This window comes from Methylocystis sp., assembly GCF_051062815.1.
GTDB lineage: Bacteria > Pseudomonadota > Alphaproteobacteria > Rhizobiales > Beijerinckiaceae > Methylocystis.
This window is the reverse complement of record NZ_JBPFDU010000034.1, coordinates 38358-59500: the sequence shown is the minus strand read 5'-3', so window position 1 is coordinate 59500 and position 21143 is coordinate 38358. Positions and strand designations below refer to the sequence as shown.

Annotated in this window: 15 protein-coding genes; 3 read left to right on the top strand and 12 right to left on the bottom strand. The window is 63.2% G+C overall.

Features of this window, described 5'->3' with window-relative positions; genetic code table 11:
* The 8 genes from ACR65W_RS05530 to amaB all read right to left on the bottom strand — a co-directional run bounded on the left by ACR65W_RS05530 (position 1) and on the right by amaB (position 11002).
* Entirely contained in the window at positions 1-3342 is a 3342-nt protein-coding gene (locus ACR65W_RS05530; protein WP_434498207.1) for an NAD-glutamate dehydrogenase domain-containing protein, read from the bottom strand.
* Between the two features lie 76 nt (positions 3343-3418).
* Entirely contained in the window at positions 3419-3865 is a 447-nt protein-coding gene (locus tag ACR65W_RS05525) for an ATP-binding protein (RefSeq protein ID WP_434502377.1), read from the bottom strand.
* 8 nt (positions 3866-3873) lie between these two features.
* Positions 3874-4206 (bottom strand): STAS domain-containing protein, encoded by a 333-nt coding sequence (locus ACR65W_RS05520; protein WP_196400872.1) that lies wholly within the window; start codon positions 4204-4206, stop codon positions 3874-3876.
* A gap of 118 nt (positions 4207-4324) precedes the next feature.
* A complete protein-coding gene (locus tag ACR65W_RS05515) occupies positions 4325-5602 on the bottom strand; it encodes a cystathionine gamma-synthase family protein (protein ID WP_434498205.1) in 1278 nt (425 codons plus the stop codon).
* A gap of 63 nt (positions 5603-5665) precedes the next feature.
* Complete coding sequence (locus ACR65W_RS05510) at positions 5666-6925, bottom strand: aminotransferase class I/II-fold pyridoxal phosphate-dependent enzyme (RefSeq protein WP_434502375.1); 1260 nt, start codon at positions 6923-6925, stop codon at positions 5666-5668.
* Positions 6903-7895 (bottom strand): NAD-dependent epimerase/dehydratase family protein, encoded by a 993-nt coding sequence (locus ACR65W_RS05505; RefSeq protein ID WP_434498203.1) that lies wholly within the window; start codon positions 7893-7895, stop codon positions 6903-6905. The genes ACR65W_RS05510 and ACR65W_RS05505 overlap by 23 nt, the downstream gene beginning before the upstream one ends.
* Before the next feature lie 50 nt (positions 7896-7945).
* Positions 7946-9391, bottom strand: a complete 1446-nt coding sequence (hglS, locus tag ACR65W_RS05500; RefSeq protein ID WP_434498202.1) for a 2-oxoadipate dioxygenase/decarboxylase HglS — start codon at positions 9389-9391, stop codon at positions 7946-7948.
* Between the two features lie 72 nt (positions 9392-9463).
* Entirely contained in the window at positions 9464-11002 is a 1539-nt protein-coding gene (amaB, locus tag ACR65W_RS05495) for an L-piperidine-6-carboxylate dehydrogenase (protein ID WP_434498201.1), read from the bottom strand.
* A gap of 75 nt (positions 11003-11077) precedes the next feature.
* Here amaB and rocD point away from each other — a divergent pair, with 75 nt between their 5' ends.
* Positions 11078-12373 carry an ornithine--oxo-acid transaminase gene (gene rocD, locus ACR65W_RS05490; RefSeq protein WP_434498200.1) on the top strand — a complete coding sequence of 432 codons (1296 nt, stop codon included), beginning with the start codon at positions 11078-11080 and terminating at the stop codon, positions 12371-12373.
* A gap of 9 nt (positions 12374-12382) precedes the next feature.
* On the opposite strand, the gene ACR65W_RS05485 is transcribed toward rocD, so the two are convergent.
* On the bottom strand, positions 12383-14830 hold the full coding sequence (locus ACR65W_RS05485; RefSeq protein WP_434498199.1) for a GcvT family protein: 2448 nt from the start codon (positions 14828-14830) through the stop codon (positions 12383-12385).
* Positions 14827-15717, bottom strand: a complete 891-nt coding sequence (locus ACR65W_RS05480) for a phosphotransferase (RefSeq protein WP_434498198.1) — start codon at positions 15715-15717, stop codon at positions 14827-14829. Before ACR65W_RS05480 ends, ACR65W_RS05485 begins: the two co-directional genes overlap by 4 nt.
* A 162-nt stretch (positions 15718-15879) precedes the next feature.
* Here ACR65W_RS05480 and ACR65W_RS05475 point away from each other — a divergent pair, with 162 nt between their 5' ends.
* Positions 15880-17259: an ethanolamine ammonia-lyase subunit EutB gene (locus ACR65W_RS05475; protein WP_434498197.1), complete on the top strand. Its 1380-nt coding sequence runs from the start codon at positions 15880-15882 to the stop codon at positions 17257-17259.
* A gap of 2 nt (positions 17260-17261) precedes the next feature.
* Complete coding sequence (eutC, locus tag ACR65W_RS05470) at positions 17262-18047, top strand: ethanolamine ammonia-lyase subunit EutC (RefSeq protein ID WP_434498196.1); 786 nt, start codon at positions 17262-17264, stop codon at positions 18045-18047.
* Between the two features lie 125 nt (positions 18048-18172).
* Here the strand turns inward: eutC and ACR65W_RS05465 are convergent, their stop codons facing one another.
* On the bottom strand, positions 18173-19903 hold the full coding sequence (locus tag ACR65W_RS05465) for an ATP-dependent DNA ligase (protein WP_434498195.1): 1731 nt from the start codon (positions 19901-19903) through the stop codon (positions 18173-18175).
* Complete coding sequence (locus tag ACR65W_RS05460) at positions 19900-20934, bottom strand: ligase-associated DNA damage response exonuclease (protein ID WP_434498194.1); 1035 nt, start codon at positions 20932-20934, stop codon at positions 19900-19902. Before ACR65W_RS05460 ends, ACR65W_RS05465 begins: the two co-directional genes overlap by 4 nt.
* Positions 20935-21143 lie beyond the last annotated feature (209 nt).

The following is a 21143-nucleotide window of genomic DNA, read 5'->3' as shown; positions in this document are numbered from 1 at the left end:
CTACGAAGCTCCTGCTTCCGAGGACGCGCGGCTTGGCTTTCGCGCCCTGTCCGCGTCCCCTGCCGAGCGGCTGCGATAAGCGGCGTCGCACGCGTCGACCAGGGCGTTCAGCTCGGCGACGAAGGCTGCGAAGGGCGTCAGCGTCGTTAAGAGCGAAGCCTCGAGTTTGAACGCCAGCCGCTCAAGCCCGGCGAGGCGAAACTCCAGGCCGACGTTTCGAAACAACGCCCGCGCGTCGGCGATTCCGCTCAGCAACTGCATGGACGCGATGCGCGCGGACGCATCCCGCATTCGCGCGTCGAGCGCGGCCTGCAACTGCTGCTCCCAGAGGTCTCTAGGCTTCACGTCCGCGAGAAGGACGGTAAGCTTTTGCAATCCAAACAGATTGGCGGCCTTATCAAAATACGCGCCGGCGACCCGCATGTCCTCTCCCGATTCGCGGGTAAGCGCGACAAGGAAAGGAAAATTCCGCAGCCGATCGAAATAGGGCGACGCCACAGACGGGTCATCCTGCGCTTCGCTCACACCCACGCGTTCACGATAGGCGCGCAGATCGGAACGCCAGCGCTCGATGTCTTCGTCGTCGGGGCTCAGCCGATGCCCACGTCGCATCGACCAATGGCACATGTACGCCAGCGCGTCTTCGAGTTGGAGAAGCAGCGCATACTGGCGCGCGGCGTCCAATTCGCGACTTTCGCGAAAACTGGCGCGCCATCGATCACCCTCGAAGATTCGATCGAAGGAAAGATAGAGTTTGACGGCATAGCTGAGCAGAGTTGGGACCAATCCCTCGCCCAGCAGCAGGAAGCAAACTCCTGCCTGATCAACGACCTTGTTGCAGATCACCGTGACGGCGATGTCCCGCGAGAGTGAATGACTCCTGATCCGCTCCGAAAAATGAGACCGCAAATATTCTGGGAAATAGCTCGCCAGAAATTCATACGACCACGAACCCTGCAGAAACGCCTCGTCTTCCAGCAGCCTCTGCTTCAGCGCCAGCTTCGAGCTGGCCATCAGCAAGGCGAGCTCCGGTCGCGTCAGCTCTTTCGTCTCGCGCGCCGAGACATCCTTTCGTGTCGGGAAGGCCTCGGCCGCAGGATTGATATAGCCGGCGTTTCCAAGTTGCTCCGCGAGGTCCATGAATGGATCGAGATTGATGCGGCACCGCACGCGATCCAATGACAGGCAAAGACTCTGTTGGTCATTGTCCTGCAATACGGACGCGCAAACCTCCTCGGTGAGGGATTCGAGCAAGCGATTGGGATCTTCGACGTCTGGCGCGTTTTGGTCCGGCCGCGTGTGCAGCAGAGTCTTCAAATTGACTTCGTGATCGGAGAGATCAACGCCGGCCGAATTATCGACCGCGTCGGTATTAATCCGGCCGCCTCTCAGGGCGTATTCAACGCGCCCCCGCTGCGTAAAGGCGAGGTTGGCGCCTTCGCCAACCACCCTGGCGCGAAGCTGCAGCGCATCGACGCGCGCGCCGTCGTTGACGCGATCGCCGACGCTCTCATTCGTCTCCGAGCTCGCCTTGACATAAGTGCCGACCCCGCCCATCCACAACAGATCCACAGGCGCGATCAAGAGCCAGCGGACCAGCGCTTCGCCATCGATGGCGCTGTGCCGCACGCCGAGCCATGCGCGCACTTGTGGACTTAGCGGGATATCCTTAGCGTCGCGCCGATAGACGCCTCCGCCGTGTGAGAGCAGCGCCGGGTCGTAGTCGCGCCACGTCGACTGCGGCAGTTGGAACAGACGGCGTCGCTCGGCGAAGGAAATGAGCGGATCCGGGTTGGGGTCGATGAAGATGTACTGACCGTCGAACGCGCCGAGCAGCCGAATGTTCGGCGTGCGCAGCATGCCGTTGCCGAAGACGTCGCCATCCATAGAGCCGACTCCGACGACGGTAATCGGCTCCGCATCGACGTCACGACCGAGTTCATGGAAGTGCCGTCTCACACAGACCCAGGCGCCGCGCGCAGTAATGCCCAGTCGCTTATGATGATAGCCATGTGCGCCGCCGCTCGCGAAGGCGTCGCCGAGCCAGAAGCCGTAGGATTTCGAAATCTCATTCGCGACGTCAGCCCAGGTGGCGGTGCCCTTGTCGGCCGCAACGACGAGATAAGGGTCGGGGCCGTCATAAGCGACCAGAGCCGGCGGCCGGATGATCTGCGAATCTTTCAAATTGTCGGTGAGATCGAGAAGCCCGCGCAGGAACTGCGAATATGCCTCCTTCCCGAGGCGCTGGCGCTCCGTCGCGTCTTCAAAGGGAAGCTTCAGAACAAAGCCGCCCTTGGCGCCCTGCGGCACGATGAGGGCGTTCTTGATCATCTGGGTCTGCATCAGCGCCAGGACTTCGCCGCGAAAATCCTCGGGCCGGTCCGACCAGCGTATGCCGCCGCGCGCGACTTTCGCGCCCCGCAGATGCACGCCTTCCATTGAAGGTGAATGAACGTAGATCTCCGCCATAGGCTTTGGAGCCGGCATGTTGAACACGCCAAGACTGCTGATCTTTAGAGCAATGAACTTCCGCGTCCAATCGCCGCAAAAATAGAAGTTGGTGCGCACCGTCGCGTCAATGAGATTGAAGAGGTCGCGAAGAATGCGATCGTCCCCACTATCCGTGACCTTGTCCAATACGTCGACAAGCTGAGCCCTGATCGGCGTGAGCGACTCCAACTCGATCTCAAAGGAATCGCGTCCGCCGCGATCCGGTTCGAACCGCGCTTCAAAGTAACGATAGAGGAGTTGGACGACCGCCGGACTATGCAAAAGCGCGCGATAGATGCGAGTGCGCTCGATCCGCAGGCCGAGCTGCTGATAGTAGTTGCTATAGGCGCGAAAGAGATCGATCTGCCGCCAGTCAAGCGCGGTGACCAAGACCAGCCCGTTCAAGGCGTCGCTCTCAACTTCGGCTGAGAGCACAGCTTTGAGCGCCTCCAACAGTCTACCGTGTGATCGTGCGACGCTCGCGCCGCTGCGCATGGAGGGCTCGACGATGAAGCTTCGAATGAAACGCGGGCCGATACTGAGATTGAGTGCGAACTGAATTTGGTCTGCGACGCGCAGTCCGAGGTTCTGCAGCATCGGCAGAAGTTCATCGAGCGCATGGACTTTGGCGCCAATCAGGCGAACTTCGTATCGGACGACATCGGGTCCGGGGCCGCGCAGCGGACGCAATTCGACGATCTCGCGCTCGTTTTTGGTCGCAATCAGCGCGAGATCGCGCGCGGCGCGCCGCGCCGGCACGAGATAGCGATAGGCTTTGGGCAGCGCGTCAAGCGCCTCGCCGGAGAGATTCAGCCCAGAACGGCGACCGGCGCGGCGGAGGAAATCCCGCACCGCGGAATCCCAGTCCGCGACGCGGGGCGTCTCAGACGTCAATGTGTCCGGAGAGCGAAGCACAGGCAACCATCAGCTAGGCGATCTTCTTGCGCATTTCGAGAACATTGCCCGACTCCGTCTTGTGATATTGAACAGAGTCCATCACGGAGCGAATGAAGAATATGCCGCGGCCGCGTTCGCGAAGTTCGTCGAACTCGGGCGTCGGCAGAGCAGCAAGGTCGAAACCTCGGCCGTGGTCGAAAACCCGGACGGAAAGATTGGAGTCCTCCACCGAAAAAGAGATCCGAACGGAGTCGGCCGAATTTGCCGCGGAGCTATATTGAATGGCGTTGGCGACGGCCTCGGTTAGCGCAAGATTGAGGTGAAAAGCGAGGGTGTCGCGCGTCTCCTCCGGAACGTCCAGCTCTTTCGCAAGCTGCTCGGCGATTGCGCCAACGAAACGCAGATATCGTGTCTGATTGGGAACGACGATGTCCAGATTGACGACTGTCTCGCACATCTCGATTCCCGCCCACCCCATTCGCGGACTCACGCGCTCAGCGCCAGCTGCAAGCTTGGATAGATATCGAAAACACGGTGCAGTCGCGTCAGTTCGAACATCGACCTGACACGCGGCTGCAGACCCGCCAAGGCGAACCCGATCGAGCGCAAACTCGCATTCTTGTAGCCGGAGAGCAGCGCCCCCAGCCCTGAGCTGTCGATGAATTGAACTCTCGCCAAATCGATAACGACGTTTTGAGCGCCGCCTTCGAGCGTCTTTAGCACCAAGTCCTTGAGCTCGCCCGAGTTGTGCGCATCGATGCGATCCTCCTGGATGCTCAGAACGGTTCGGTCGTCTCGCACTTCCTTCGCTACTCTCATTGTCCAGTCTCAGCTCGATTTATGGCCACAAGGTTCCTTGGAATAGATATGTCTGCGGCGCCCGATTAACAGGGCTTAGCGCCCAGCTTGCAGCAGCGAACGCTACGACGAAGATCAATCAATCGAACGCCTGCGCCAGATCGGCGATAAGATCGTCCGGATGTTCGATGCCGATCGATGCGCGAACGAGCGAAGCCGTAATGCCGATTTCGCGGCGGGCCTCTTCGGTGAGCCCCGAATGCACGGTGGTCGTCGGATGACAAATTAACGATTCGGTGCCGCCGAGGCTGACGGCGAGCTTGAAGATCTGCAGCCGATTGAGGAACGCGAAGGCTTCGGCTTGTCCGCCCACGACCTCAAAGGAAAAGGTGGAGCCGGCGGAACTTGACTGGCGCGCCATCAACAACCTTTCGGGATGATCAGCCGGCAGCAGCGGCGGATAGTGAACGCGGGCCACCTTGGGATGACCGGCGAGAAAGTCCGCGACGATCGCCGCGTTCTCCGCCGCCCGGTTCATGCGCAAAGACAATGTCTCGAGCGAGCGGCCGAGCATCCAGCAGGAATGCGCGTCGAGCTGCGTGCCGATGGCGCTACGCATCGCGCGAATGGGCTTCAGATGCGCGCAGGATCCGACAACCGCGCCGCCAATGAGATCGCTGTGCCCGCCGACATATTTCGTCAGCGAATAGAGCGACAAATCGGCGCCGTGCCGGAGCGGCGACTGGAAAACAGGGCCGAGCAGCGTGTTGTCGCAGCAAATGACCGGCCACGAGCCCTGTTTTTCCGCGATGTCTTCGGCGATACGTCGCACCAGCGCGATATCAACGAGGCTGTTCATGGGATTGGACGGCGTCTCGATGAAGATCATCGCGATCCGTCCGACGTCCATCGCGCGCGCGGCTGCGGCGCGGATAGAGTCTTCGTCGAGCCCGTTGGTGAAGCCGACGCCGGTCAGTCCGAACGGCGCCAGCGTCTTGTCGATGAGAACTTCCGTGCCGCCATAGAGCGGACGGCTGCGCAGGATCGTTTCTCCTGGGCGCGCGAAGGCAAGAATCGTGGTGACGATCGCCGACATGCCGGAGGAAAAGACGAGACCGCATTCGGCGTGCTCGTAGATCGCCAGGCGGTCCTCGACGATCTCGAGATTGGGATGGTTGAACCGTGAATAGACCAGTCCGGATTCTTCGCCTGCCGGCGGCGCACGACGACCGGCCATATAGTCGAAGAAGTCGCGCCCCTCTTCGGCCGTTCGAAACACGAAGGTCGACGTTAGAAATACCGGAGGCTTAACCGCGCCTTCCGACAGCGTCGGATCGTAGCCGTAGCCCAGCATGAGCGTTTCCGGCTGAAGCAAGCGGTTTCCGATGCTCGCCTTGTGGTAACGCGCGCTGTCCATGGATGCTTCCTCGGCTCTCGCCGCGCTTCGAAATCAGGCGGCGCCGCCACGGTAAATAGCGCCCTAAAGCTGCTTCGCCCGCGCCAGCGGAACATTCTCCTCTGCCATCTCGGCCAGCGCCTCCAATGCCGCGTCGATGTCAGCGGCCGTGTGATCCGCGCTGATCTGAAAGCGGATCTCCTCGTCGCCCCTCGGCACGACCGGATAGGTAAGCCCCGTAACCAGAATGCCTCGGCGCCGCAGATGCTCGACAAGCGCGACGGTGTGGGCGCTGTCGCGGGTCACGAGCGGCGCGACCGGATGCTCCCCGGGCAGCGTCTCGAAGCCAAGCCGGACGAGCCCCGACTTGAAGCGCGCGGTCATGGCGCGCAGATGCTCGAGCAACGATAGGCCGTTCGGACTGTCCAGGATGTCGATCGCCTGATGCGCGGCGGCGGCTTCCGCCGGCGTGATGGGGTTGGAGTAGACGTAGAAGGGCGAACGCTCGCGCAGGTAGCGGATGAGGATTTCGTCGCCGACGACATAGCCGCCATTGACGCCGAAGGCCTTGCCGAGCGTCGCTACGAGAATGTCGACCGGAACCGAGCGCGTATATTCCTCCGCGCCGCGCCCAGTTGCGCCGAGCGCGCCGACGCCATGTGAATCGTCGACGACGACGATCGCGCCCTCCGCGAAGGCGTTATCGCGGCTGCGCGCCAGCGTCATGATGCGGTCGAGCGGCGCGTGATCGCCGCGCATGCTGAACACGCCGTCGGTCACGATGATGGCGCGGGTGCATGATTTCGCGGTCTCGTCGAGACATCGCTCGAGTTCGCCCATATCGAGATGTTTGTAGATCCGCTTCTCCGCAGGCGCCGCAAGAGAAATCGCGTTGATGATGCAATTGTGGTTGAGCTCGTCGCTGATGACGGCGGTCTTCTTGCTGACGATCTGCGGAATGAGACCCATGATCGCCGCATAGGCCGACGAAAAGATGATCGCCGACGGCCGTGAATGAAAGGCGGCGAGCCGACGCTCCAAGGCGACGTGAGGCGACCAGGTGCCGCTGATGAAGCGCACCGCGCCGGGCCCGGCGCCATAGTACGTCGCCGCCGCTTCTTCGGCGCCGATGACCTCTTCGCGCAGCGACATGCCGAGATAATTGTTGGCGTTCATGCGCAGGAACGGCTTGTCGCCTTCGCCTTCGATGAGAAAGCGTGGACCGTAGCCGTCACGCGGCGCAATGACGCCACAGAGCACGCTTTCCGCGCCTTTGAGCAGCCCGGCCTGCGAAAGTTCGCCGAGCTGCGCGGCGAGCGCCTTAGCCAAACCCTGCATTGGCATTGGGGACCTCGTCAGAATTCGGATCGTCAAATGGATCTGTCGCCGCGCCAAGACGCGCGAGCATATCCCGCGTCATGGCGGCGAGATCGAAGCGCGGCGCAAACCCCCAATCTTCCCGCGCCGCGTTGGCGTCAAGCGACTGCGGCCAGGAGTCGGCGATCGCTTGGCGTAACGGGTCGACGCGGTAGTCCACGGCGAAGGAGGGCGCGTGCTTGCGAATTTCCGTGGCGATTTCTCGCGGCGTGACGCTCATGCCGGTGACGTTATACGCATTGCGAAACCGCAGGCGCTCGGGATCAGCCTCCATGAACTCCATGATCGCGCGCGTCGCGTCCGGCATATACATCATGTCGAGACGGGTCTCCGCGGCGAGGAAGCAGGAATAGCGCTTGCGCCGAACAGCGGCGCGAAACATTTCGACGGCGTAGTCGGTCGTGCCGCCGCCGGGCGGCGCCGCGGAAGAAACGAGACCCGGCAGGCGCAATCCGCGCGCGTCGACGCCAAAGCGCGTCGCGTAATAGTCGCAGAGCAATTCGCCCGCGACCTTGGTGACGCCGTAGATGGTCGTCGGCCGCTGAATCGTGATCTGCGGCGTGCCACGGCGTGGCGTCGACGGACCGAACGCCGCAATTGAGCTTGGGAAAAACACCTGGCAACCGAAGCGGCGCGCGGCCTCAAGCACATTGTAGAGGCCGCTCATATTGACGCTCCAGGCGGCCTGCGGCCTGTCCTCTGCGACAGCCGAGAGAAGCGCTGCGAGGTGGTACACGACCTCGATGTCGCGCCGGCGCATCAGATCGGCGACCGCGTCCGCCTGCGTACAGTCGAGGCGCTCATAAAGGTCGTCCGATGGCTGCGCCTCTGCGAGGTCTGAGGCGACGACGCGCGCCGCACCATATCGCTTTCGCAGCGCCAGCGTCAGCTCAACGCCGATCTGGCCGCGGGCGCCCGTAACCAGGATGCGTCGCATGCGCCTTCCGATACGCGGCGCCTCCGCCCATGCGTCGAGCGCCCTACTCCTCAGTTATGGCTGCTTTCCGCCGCGCCAATAGGCGCGGCGCCCGTTTTTGGCGGTTGAACCCAAGCGGCGTGATCGACGCCAAGCGCCTGCAGGCTTGCGCCTAGTGAGCGCATCTCCGCTTCCTCGTAGAGCGCGAACTCGTCAAAAACCGGCGCGCCGAGCGCGGCCTCGAAGGCGCGTCGGTCGGCGCGCTCGATTAAGTCCTCTTCACCCTGCTCCCCAAGATTCGAGCGAAAGATCCCTGCGGCGCTGACCGGCAGGAAATCCTCGTAAACGATCGGTTCGGCGCGCAGAGCTCCCGTCCGCAGAAGATCATCCAACGAGGGAGGAGACATCAGCTCCCTTCCTCTCCCGCTTGGATCGACCGAATAATGGAAGAAGGCGAGCCTTTCCCGCCGCAGCGTCTCATAATCGTCGGGGAACGGCGCGAAGCGCCGCGCCAGCTCTTCGTTAAAGGCGCGCGCATTGGCGCCGTCTGTCGCGAGCGGAACCGCGGCCTGAGCTTCGGCGAGAAGCCTGTCGTAAAGCGCGCGGCCCTTCGCGGTCAGCGCCACGCCTCTCTGCTCGATCTCGCCGAAGCGCGCGGCATGGGCGCCCGTCACGCGCCGGCCGTCTTCCTCGATGAATTCGACGGGCTCGGGGCGCGCCTTGAAGCTCGTCTGGCGCAACAGGATCGGGCAGCGGCGAAGCGGGGGCCCCTCGACAATCGCTTTCGGATTCATACCGCGCGCGGCCATGGCGCTGTGCGCGGCGTCGATATCGAGCGCGTGCAAGGTGAGATGATTGATGTGCGGTCCTTTGAAACAGACGATGTCGGCGAGCAGCGGATGCGTCTCATGCAGCGTCCGATAGACCGCCGATGAAACCGTCGCCTGCCCGTTCCAGCGAAAAATCCTCGCGGCCTCCAGGACAAATTCGCGCGCCTCTCCATCATCGAACCCACGTCTTTCGAAGAGATCGATCAGCGTTCGGCAGCGCGGCGTAAAAATGTCGCGCTGCGCCAGAACCTTGGCGGCGATCTCGCGCGCCTGCGCGTCGGCGACGAGATCCAGCCTGAGAAGGGAAGTGAAGATGCGAAAGGGATTAGTCCGCAATGCGTGTTCGCCGATCGGACGGAATGCCGTCGAATGCACCGGAATTCCGGCGATCGACAGATCGTAATAGCCGACGGGCGCCATTCCCATGATCGCGAAGAGCCGGCGCAGCATCGACAGTTCCTCGGCGGTTCCGACGCGAATGGCGCCGTGGCGCTCAACGTCGAGTCGCTCGAGTTCATTGTTTTCCACCAGGCGCCGCTTGAGTTGCGGCGCGTCGGCGAGCGTCCGCCGGTTTACGTCAGCGACGAGCGCCTGCATCGCGCGATACTGCGGCGCTTCGGCCTGATACATGTCCGAGACCGCCGAGGCGAACATCGCCCGAATCGAGTCAGCGGAAGCGTCATTCATTTTTTTGTGACCTTCGCTACCCTCAGGTATGTAATCCCTCAGCGGCGGAAATCATGAGCGTAGCGTCATGCGCTAAACGTCCAGATCGAATTTGACGCCCTGCGCCAGCGGCAGTTCGCCTGAATAGTTAATCGTGTTGGTGGCGCGGCGCATATAGAACTTCCAGCAGTCCGCCCCCGCTTCGCGGCCGCCGCCCGTGTCCTTCTCGCCGCCGAAGGCTCCGCCGATTTCGGCGCCGGAAGGTCCGATGTTCACATTGACGATGCCGCAATCCGATCCGTCGGCAGCCATGAAGCGCTCGGCTTCGTCCAGACGTACGGTAAAGATCGATGACGCAAGGCCATGTGCGACATCGTTGTTCAGCTCTATCGCTTCATCGAGGCTGCGGAACTTCATCACATAAAGGATGGGCGCGAATGTCTCCCGCCGAACGACGTCCGTCTGCCCCGGCATTTCCACGAGCGCCGGGCGGACGTAGAACGCGTCGGGGAATGTCTCCGTCAGCACGCGCTCTCCGCCGAGGATGACGCCCCCTGCTGCGCGCGCTTCGTCGAGCGCGGCGCGCATCGCCGCATAGGCGTTCTGATCGATGAGCGGGCCGACAAGCGCGGCGCCGTCTCGGGGATCGCCGACCGGAACTGAGGCGTAGGCGCGCCGCAAGCGGCCGAGAAGTTCGTCATAGACGTTTTCATGCACGATCAGCCGCCGCAGCGTCGTGCAGCGCTGGCCCGCGGTGCCCATGGCCGAGAAGGCGATCGCTCGCACAGCGAGACCAAGCGGCGCAGAGGCGCAAACGACGGCGGCGTTGTTGCCGCCGAGTTCCAGAATAGACTTCGCGAAACGACCCGCGAGGCGAGGCGCGATAGCGCGCCCCATCGCCGTCGAACCCGTCGCGGAAACGAGTTGAACCCGAGCGTCTTCGACAAGCGTTTCACCGACGTCGCGCCCGCCGACAAGCACGGTTGAAAGCCCGTCCGGCGCATCGCCGAAACGCGCCGCGGCGCGCTCGAATAGCGCTTGGGTCGCCAGCGCCACAAGCGGAGTCTTTTCAGAGGGCTTCCAGACCAGCGTATTTCCGCAGACCAGCGCAAGCGCCGCGTTCCAGGCCCAAACGGCGACAGGAAAGTTGAAGCTGGTGATGATTCCAACGACGCCGAGCGGGCGCCAGGTCTCCATCATGCGATGGCCGCGGCGCTCGGTCGCGATGGTCAAGCCGTGGAGCTGACGCGACAGGCCAACGGCGAAATCGCAGATGTCGATCATCTCCTGGACTTCGCCGAGACCCTCCGTTGTGATCTTGCCGGCCTCGATCGTTACGAGACGCCCCAGCTCGGTCTTGGCCGCTCTCAGCTCCTCGCCCAGCAGTCGCACGAATTCGCCTCGACGCGGCGCCGGGACGTTGCGCCAGATGCGAAAGGCATGCGCCGCTCTAGCAATGGCGCCATGCACAGTCGCCGAATCGGCGCTTTCGACGCGCGCGATGATCTCGCCAGTAATGGGCGAGCGGGTCGCCACCGAGCCGCGCTCAAACGCCTGTGCCTGGACCCCCAGCTTGCGCAGGAGGGCCGCGGCTTCCCCGGCGAGGCCAGGATCTAAAGCGCGCGCCTCCATTTCAACTCCCGATGTTCGCGGCTGATGCGCGGCTGGCGCCGCGCCCCGCATGTACCCATGTAATGTAGTCAGTACATGATCGTTCGCACGCATTTATCCAATACGAATGCGCGCCAAAAGCTCTCGGATATGGACAACTCGGAGTTCCGGAACCCGCACGTCGCCAGAAACTACGACCCGCTGCCCGTCGTACTCACGCGGGGACAGGGCGCATATCTGTGGGATGTGGAAGGCCGGCGCTACATCGATATGATGAGCGCCTATTCAGCTGTCAGCCTCGGTCACGCGCATCCCCGAATCCTTGCAAAGCTCGCTGAGCAGGCGCAGCGGCTCGCGGTGCCGTCTCGCGCCTTTTACAATGATCGGCTCGCGCCGTTTCTCGAGGAGCTCTGCACCCTCACGGGACTTGACGTCGCGCTGCCGATGAACACCGGCGCGGAGGCGGTTGAGACGGCGATCAAAGCGGCGCGCCGCTGGGCCAATCGCGTGAAGGGCGTCGCCAATCCCGAGATTATCGTCGCCGCAGGCAATTTCCATGGCCGCACCACCACGATCATCAGCTTCTCCTCGGAACGCGAGTATCGGGACGGGTTTGGTCCGTTCATGCCGGGTTTTCGCGCCGCGCCGTTTGGCGATCTCGCCGCCTTCGAAGCCGCCATCACCCCGCAGACCGCCGCAATTCTCGTCGAGCCGATCCAGGGCGAGGCGGGCATCATCGTGCCGCCGGACGGCTGGCTCACGGGACTGCGCCGACTGTGCGACGAACGCGGCGTTTTGCTGCTGCTGGACGAAATTCAATCGGGTTTGGGGCGCAGCGGCGCCTGGTTCGCCTTTGAGCATGAGAATGTCCTTCCCGACGGCGTGATGCTGGGAAAGGCGCTCGGCGGCGGCGTGCTGCCCGTCTCCGCCTTCGTGGCGAAACGCGGAGTGATGGATGTCTTCACGCCGGGCTCGCACGGATCGACCTTCGGCGGCAACGCTCTCGCCGCCGCCGTCGGTTTAGAGGCGCTGCATGTCCTTCGCGACGAACGGCTGGTCGAACGCAGCCAAGCGCTTGGCGCGAGAATGCTGCAACGGCTGCACGCGATGCGCGCTCCGGCGATCAGCGAAGTTCGCGGGCGCGGCCTATGGGCCGGCGTCGACATAGACCCGCGCTACGCGAGCGCGCGAGAAATCTGCGAGGGCCTGCTCGCTAAGGGCGTGCTGACGACCGCGACGCATCACACGGTCGTGCGCTTGGCGCCGCCCTTCGTCATTTCGCAAGACGACCTCGATCTCGCGCTCGACGCCGTCGAGGAGGCGATCTCGAAATTTCACGCGCCGCGCAATCTCCGCGGCGCCGCCGACGTCGGCCATTCACTTGAAGCGTAGTCGCAGCGGCTAAGCGCGTAAGCGTTCGCCTTTCGGGTCATAGAATGGCGAAAGCGAGACGGTCGCCGGCCGGCGCTCGCCGGCGATTTCGAGCTGATATTCGCCAGAGAGCACAAAAGCCGGATCGACGCCGTCGGAGTTGCGAACATAGCCGTAGCCGATCGCCTTGCCGATCGAATAGCCATAGCCGCCGCTGGATAGCCATCCGACGCGCAGGCCGTTGCGGTAAATCGTTTCGCGCCCGAGCAGCACGATCTCAGGATCGTCGACGGCGAAGCCGGCGAGAAGCCGCGGCAAGGACGAGCCAGCAGCTTGAACGAGCGCGTCTCTCCCCTGAAACGGGGCGCCGGACTTCATCTTGACGGCGAAGCCCAGGCCCGCCGTCGGCGGCGTGTGATCCGGACCGATATCCGAGCCCCACGCGCGGTAGCCCTTCTCCAGACGCAGAGATTCGATCGCTCGATAGCCCGCGTCGACAAGGCCAAAGGGCGCGCCCGCGACAACCAGCGCATCATAGACCGAGACGGCGAAATCGACAGGGATATGAAGCTCCCAGCCGAGTTCGCCCACATAAGTGACGCGGATCGCCAGCACCGGCGCGCCCGCCAAGCGAATTTCACGGGCGCTCAGGAAAGGGAAGGCCGCGTTGGAAAAATCATCGTCGCAGCACGATTGCAGAATCTCTCGCGCGCGCGGACCCATCAGCGCCAGCACGGAATTCGCCGAGGTGACGTCGATGACTCGCGCGTCCATGCCCTGGGGAATCGATCGCCTGATCCAGTCGAAGTCGTGCGTTCCGAAGGCGGTCCCCGTCACGACATAGAAGCGGTCCTTCGCCAATCGCGTGATCGTCAGATCGCATTCAATGCCGCCATTGTGGTTCAACAACTGCGTATAGGTGACGGCGCCCGCCGGTTTGGCGACATTGTTGGCGGCGATCCAGGACAGCGCCGCTTCGGCGTCTTTGCCGACAATGAGCGCCTTGGCGAAGCTTGTCTGATCGAAAAGCGCCGCCGCCGCCCGGCATGCGCGATGCTCACGTCCGACCGCATCGAACCAGCCGGGCCTGCCGAATGAATAGCGATCCCGCGGCGCTTCGCCCACGCTCACATCCGCGAACCAATTGGGCCGTTCGAAGCCCATTTTTTCGCCGAAGCACGCGCCCTTCGCCTTGAGGCGTTCGTAGAGCGGCGAGCGCCGCAGCGGCCGGCCAGACGTAAATTCCTCGAAGGGCCAGGCGATGCTGTAGTGGCGCGCATAGGCTTCGAGCGTCCGCACGCGCACCCAGGCCGGATCCTTATGCGGCGCGCCGAAGCGGCGGATATCGACCGGCCAGAGATCGAACGGCTGTTCGCCGTCCGCGGCCCACTCGGCGAGCGCCATGCCGGCGCCGCCCGCCGACGCGATGCCGAAGGCGTTAAAGCCGGCGCCAACGAAGAAATTGCGCACCTCCGGCGCTTCTCCGATCATCCAATTGCCGTCGGGCGTGAAGCTTTCGAGGCCGTTGATCATCTGCTTGACGCCGGCCTCGGCGAGCGCCGGCACGCGGCCGAGCGCGAGATCCATAATCGGTTCGAAATGATCCCAATCGTCTTCGAGAAGCCGAAAGGCGAAATCCTCTGGCACGGCGCCGGATGACCAAGGCACGGGGTTCGGCTCATAGCCGCCCATGACGAGACCGCCGACCTCCTCCTTGTAATAGGTGAGTCGATCCGGATCACGCAGCGTCGGCAGATCGCTGGTCACGCCATCAATTTTCTCGGTCACGAGATATTGGTGATGCACCGCCGAGAGCGGAACGGCGACGCCGGCGCGCGCCGCCAGCGGCTGGGTCCAGAGGCCCGCGCAGAGCACGAGCTTCTCGCAGGCGACGGCGCCGCGATTCGTGACGACGCCGCGCACGCAATCGTTCTCGATGAAGAAGTCCGTGACGGCGACGCCCTCGATCAGCTTCGCGCCGGCAAGCCGCGCGCCTTTCGCAAGCGCCTGGGTGATGTCCGAAGGATTCGCCTGACCGTCGGTCGGCAGGAAGGCCGCGCCGATGACGTCATCGACATTCATCAGCGGCCAGAGCGACTGCGCCTCCTTGGCGCTCAGGAGCTGCATCTCCAGACCGAAGCTCCTCGCGGACGTCGCCTGCCGCTTGACTTCGATCCATCGGTCGGCGTTGCAGGCAAGACGCAGTCCGCCATTGCGTCGCCAGCCCGTCGCATAGCCCGTCTCTTCCTCAAGCCGGTCGTAGAGCTCCACCGAATAGCCGAGGAGCTTGGTGATGTTGGCGTTGGTCCGCAATTGACCGATCAGTCCCGCCGCATGCCAGGTCGAACCCGAGGACAGTTGATGGCGTTCAAGCAGCAGCGTCTCCACGCCGCGCTTGGCGAGGTGGTAAGCGACGGAGCAGCCAACGATGCCGCCGCCGACGACGATGATCTGGGCGCTTCGCGGGAGATCCGTCATGCTCTTTCCATCTGCTGGAACGCCGCCCAGGCGTCATCGAAGCGCGTCAGATTTTGTTCTGAATAAGCGACGTAATCGAAATCAATCGTGGACCGACTCTCCGAGACAAGGCTCCACAACGCTTCACGCAACAGCGAGGCGCAAAGCATCGCCTTGAAGCGGCGCCGCAATGCATCGGTCGGCGCCGCCTCGAAATATTCCTCGAGCATCGCGTCGTCATCCGCGGCGTCAAAGCCATTGTTCGAAGAGAGTCCGCCCAGATCGAACAGCGGCGTATTCCATCCGGCATAATCCCAGTCGACAAGCCAAAGGCGACGCCCGTCGTCGATGAAATTGGCGGCAAGAAGATCATTATGGCCGAAGACGAGGTCGATCGCGCCCGTCGTCTTTTCCAAAATTTCGCTCGCCGCGAGCAAGCGCGGCAATTTCGTCGCCATCCGGCTGTTGTCCTCGACGAGCGTATGGGCGTAGTCGCGAATGATGTGGAAGACGTTGAACGCCAGGGTCGGCCCGCGCAAATGCAGCGCAACCTCGCGATGAACGCGCTTGATCAGATCGACGCAGCGTCTGCGGTTCGCCCGCATGTCTTCCGGCTCATAGGTGCGGCCCGAGATATATTCGAGCGCCATCGCCATCGGCGCGGCACACAGAACTTTCGGCGATATGCCTGCGGCGCCCGCGGCACTGCTCGCCGCCAATTCGTTAAAGCGCATGACGCCATGAACGGGGATGTCGCCGCCAAGGCGAACGACGGCGGATCGATCGCCATCTCTGACGATATAATTTTTATTGGTGATGCCGCCGAGCAACGGCGCGATCTCGATCGGACCGCGCCAGAGCGGAAGCGCGCGTATCAGAGTTTCTGGATCTGCGGTATGGGCTGACATCGGCTCCGGCGGGCAATAAAATAAACTCTGACTGAGCTAATATATGCGGCTGGCGCGCAAAGGCCATGGGCTACGAAGGGCCTTGGGGAAAACCCTAGGAGCGGACGGTGACATGTCCGCTGGGGCGCCATAGCCTGTGAGAAGGTCTTTCGAGGTCTGGCCATGTATGCGACGACGATACGTGGAACGAGCTACAGGTTCCCAGACCTTAAAACGCTAATGGCGAAGGCGACCCCATTGCGTTCCGGCGACTGCCTCGCCGGCATTGCGGCGGCGAGCGCGGCGGAGCGGGTCGCGGCCCAAATGGCCCTCGCCGATCTGCCTTTAAGCGTGTTTTTGAACCAAGCGCTTGTCCCCTACGAAGAAGACGAGGTCACGCGATTGATCCTCGACGGCCACGACCGAAACGCCTTTGCGCCGGTCGCCTCGCTGACCGTCGGCGAATTTCGCGACTGGCTTCTCTCCGACGCCGTCGATGAGGACGCGCTCGCGGCCTTGACCTTTGGGATCATCCCCGAAATGGCCGCAGCGGTCTCGAAGATCTGCCGCAACCAGGACCTGATCCTGATCGCCGCAAAGCGGCGCGTCGTCACGAAATTTCGTAACACGCTCGGCCTGCGCGGGCGGTTGTCGTCGCGCATTCAGCCCAACCATCCGACCGACGACGCGCGCGGCGTCCTCGCAAGCGCCATCGACGGACTTCTGCTTGGCAATGGCGATGCGGTCATCGGCGTCAATCCGGCGTCCGACAGTCCGGAACAGTGCTACGAACTCCTGAGCCTTCTCGATGAACTGCGCGAGACGCTGAACATTCCGACGCAATCCTGCGTGCTCGCGCATGTCACAACGACGCTGCAGCTGATGGAGCGACGCGCGCCCGTCGATCTGGTGTTTCAATCGATCGGCGGCACGCAGGCCGCCAATTCAAGCTTCGGGATCGACCTCGCGTTATTGCGCGAGTCGCGCGAGGCGGCGCTGGCGCTCAAGCGCGGAACCGTTGGCGACAATGTCATGTATTTTGAGACCGGCCAGGGCAGCGCGCTTTCGGCCAATGCCCATTGGAATTGCGATCAGCAGACGCTGGAAGCCCGCGCCTATGGCGTCGCGCGGATGTTCGATCCTCTGCTGATCAATACAGTCGTCGGGTTTATCGGCCCCGAATATCTCTTCGACGGCAAGCAGATCACGCGGGCGGCGCTCGAAGACCATTTCTGCGGCAAGCTGCTCGGCCTGCCGATGGGCTGCGACGTGTGTTACACGAACCATGCCGAAGCCGACCAGAACGATATGGATGATCTGCTGACGCTGCTCGCGGTCGCCGGCGTTAATTACGTCATGGGCGTCCCCGGCGCGGACGACGTCATGCTGAATTATCAAAGCACCTCCTATCATGACGTGCTTGCCGTTCGGCGTATGCTGAATCTGGCGCCCGCTCCGGAGTTTGCGCAATGGCTCGCGGATGTCGGTTTGACGGACGCGCGTGGCGAATTGCAGCCGCCGGCGCTTCCTGCATCCTTTGCGCCGCTTCTCGAAAGAGCCTGAGGATGGCCGAAGATCGCCCGACGCCTCTCGATAAGATGTCGATGCTGCGTTCGGCGACGCCGGCGAGAATATTCCTGCCGCGCGCCGGAGCGGCGCTGACGACGCGCGCTACTCTCGATTTCCAGCTGGCGCATGCCGAGGCGCGGGATGCGGTGGAAGAGCGACTCGACGCCGACCGGCTCTTCAACGCGCTGACCTCGCGCGGGCTGACGGTCGTCCGCGTGAAGAGCGCCGCGCGCGATCGGCGCAGCTTTCTGCTGCGTCCCGACCTCGGTCGAAAACTCGACGACGACTCCCGCCAGCATCTCAAAGCCCTCGCGGGAGATTATGACCTATCGTTCGTCATCGCCGAAGGGCTTTCCGCCCGCGCAATCGCCCGGCACGCAATTCCAGTGCTCGAAAGAGCGCTGCAATTCCTCGATCGAACATCGTGGAAAATCGCGCCAATCGTTCTCGCCGAACAGGGGCGCGTGGCGCTCGGCGACGATATCGGCGAAACGCTTGGGGCAAGACTCGCGGCGGTATTTATTGGCGAGCGGCCGGGCCTCTCCTCGCCGGACAGCATGGGCGTCTATCTCACATTTGCGCCGCGCGTCGGCCGAACCGACGCCGAGCGCAACTGCCTCTCGAATATCCGCCCGCAGGGCCTCCCCTATGCCGACGCCGCGCGCAAGCTGGTTTATCTTTGCCATGAGGCGCGCCGACGCCAGCTGACCGGCGTCGATCTCAAAGACGAAGCCGATACGCTTCCATCGGGAGACTTGCGCGCGATCGACGTCAAGCGTTAGCTGGCCCGCTCTCGCGCATGCCGCAGGCTTAACGATCCAACTTTGGCGCAAGCGCAAACGTATCGGAACTATCGTCATCGCCGCGAATTGGGTGTTCACGGCGGACTGTTTGGCGCGTCGTCCGCTTATGCGCCGCCGCAGGGCAATAGCGCGCGTAACGCCTCGATCGTGTCGGCGTCCTCCACGGGCTTGTCCTGTCGCCAGCGCAACATGCGGGGAAAGCGAACCGCGATGCCGCTTTTGTGGCGGTTGCTCGCGCCGATTCCCTCAAAGCCGAGCTCGAAAACCATGGTCGGGCGCACGCTGCGCACCGGTCCGAAATTCTCGATCGTCGTCCTTCTGATCGTCGCGTCGATCTTGCGCATCTCCTCGTCGGAAAGCCCGGAATAGGCCTTGGCGAAGGGCAGCAGCGTGCGGTCCGTCTGCTCCGGCGGGCCGCTCCACACCCCGAATGTGTAGTCGCTGTAAACGCCGGAGCGTCGCCCGTGTCCCCGCGCGGCGTAGATCAGCACGGCGTCAACGCTCATCGGATCGAGCTTCCATTTCCACCATAGATTGGCGCCGCTCTTCTGGCGTCCGACGCCATAAGGCGCGCCCATCGCCTTCAGCATCATGCCTTCGGCGCCGCGCGCCCGCGCCTCTTCGCGCTGTCGCGCGAAGGACTCCCAATCGGGTTGCGTCAGCGCTGGGCTCAGTCGCAACGGCAAATCGGCTCCGACCTGCACCGCGCAGGAATGCGCGCGCGACACGACCTCTTCGAGAAGCGCACGTCGCTCCCGCTGCGGCTTTTCGCGCAGATCGTGGCCGTCTTTCTCGAGCAGGTCATAAGCGATCAGCGCCACTGGCCTGTCGCGCAGCATTTTGGGCGTGAGAACCTTGCGTCCGAGACGCTGCTGCAATTCAGAAAAGGGGCGCAGATCGCTAAGGTCGTCCACGGCGGAACGCGCGTCCGAACGAGGCGCGACGACGATGAGCTCGCCGTCGAGGACAATATCGTCGGGGAGAAAATCGACGAGCGCGGCAAGCTCCGGAAAGCTGTCGCTGACAAGCTCTTCGCCGCGCGACCACACCCACCACTCTCCGGCGCGATGAATGAACTGCGCGCGTATGCCGTCAAATTTCCATTCAACGAGCCAGTCGTCGACTGGGCCGAGCAGCTCTGGAAAGGCGGAGAGCGGCGCCTGAAGCGAATGCGCGAGAAAGAACGGATAAGGCTGGCCACGCAGTGGCCGCCCGTCTTCGCCCGCTTCGGCCGGCGCGACGAGCGCCACGAAATCCTGCGCCTGAGGTGCGCGGTTCGCCTGCGTGTAGCCCATCATCCGCTGCGCGACGAGCTTGGCGTCAAGCTCGGTCGCCTGGGCGATCGCTTGAGTCATTTGCAGCTTCGAGACGCCGATGCGCAATTCGCCGGTGACGAGCTTGAAGAACGGCAAGCGGTCGTCGGAGGGCATGGCGTCCACCCAGTCGTTCAGCGCCGCGAGCCGCTCAGCATCATCGCGCTCACGCAAGGGCAATAGCCGTTCGTTCATCCAAAGATCGAGCGGCGCGTCTTCCACGCGGGTCGGCGGCGGCAACAAAAGCGCCAGCGTCTCGGCGAGGTCGCCGACGCTGTGATAGCACTCGTCAAGGAGCCACTCGGGCAGATCCGTCGCCTCCAAGGCGAGCTGGCGCAGGAGCTTGGTCGAGATCATCTGGCGCGGCTTGCCGCCGGCGAGAAAATAGACCGTCCAGGCGGCGCTGGCGTATTGCTTCGGATCGCCGACCGCAAGGCGCAAATAGTCGATCAGCGCCTGTCTCTTATGCTGCGTCGACGTCGCGGCGTCGATGCGCCGGTAGAGCGTGGCGAAGGTCTTCATGCGCCGTCTGTGTCGGCCTCGACGTTCGGCGCCGCCTCGCCCTCCAGAGTTTCGTCGCCATATTCTGTCGCCATCGGCCGCGCGTCATATCCTCTTTCGCGCAAATAGCGCGACAGCGCCTCCCCGCTTCCATGCGTGACAAAGATCCGCGCTGCGCCTGTCGCGGCGATCGCCTGCAAGAGCCCCGGCCAGTCGGCATGATCGGAAAGCGCGAAGCCTTGATCGACGCCGCGGCGTCGCCGATTGCCGCGCAACCGCATCCATCCGCTGGCCAAGGCGTCCGAATGATCGCCAAAGCGTCGAATCCATCCGCTTTGCACGGCATGGGGCGGCGCGAGCGCAAGGCAGCGCGAAAGCCCCGCCTTGTCGAGCACGCCGACGTTGAAGGTCGGCGGCAGCGCGATGCCGAGATCGCGATGAATTTGATTCAGCGGTTCGATCGCGCCGTGACAGACGATCGGTCCGATCTTCGTGTCGAGATGTTTGAGCAGACGTTGCGCTTTGCCGAGCCCGTAGGCCTGCATGACGCTGGCGCGTCCCGCGCGCGCATTTTCCGCCCACCATGAATTGATGTCCGCCATCACTTCGGCTTGTGGACGCCAGCGATAAATCGGAAGGCCGAATGTCGATTCGGTGATGAAGACGTGGCACCTGACAGGCTCAAAGGGCGCGCTAACGCCATCCGCTTCGAGCTTGTAGTCGCCGGAGGCGACCCAGACCTCGCCCCGGTGCTCGATGCGCACCTGCGCCGAGCCGATGACATGGCCGGCGGGATGCAGCGAAAGCCGCACCTCGCCGATATCTCGGCTCTCGCCATAACGCAGCGTCTCGATGCGAACGTCGCCGAGTCGTCTGCGCAGGATCGGCGCGCAATCCTCGTGACAGAGATAGGCGCCGCTGCCCCATCGCGCGTGATCAGAATGGCCGTGCGTAATCACCGCCAGAGCCGCCGGGCGCCAGGGGTCGATGTGGAATTTCCCACGAGGGCAGTAGAGGCCCTCCGCGGCGGGAACGATCAGATCCTTGGTCATCTCGCCGAAGATATGAAAAGCGCATCGGCGCGGCCCTTGAAGCAGCGCCGACAGCATAAATAGGAACTTGGTCGCACGGACTCACTCAGGCGGCGACGGCCGAGTTCGCGATGTGCCGCGAGACGCCACTTGCTCCCGCTGCGCCTGTGGCGGTCAAAATCGTCCATTGATCCTCAAGCTTGCGCTCGACTATATGAAGTGCTGGCGAA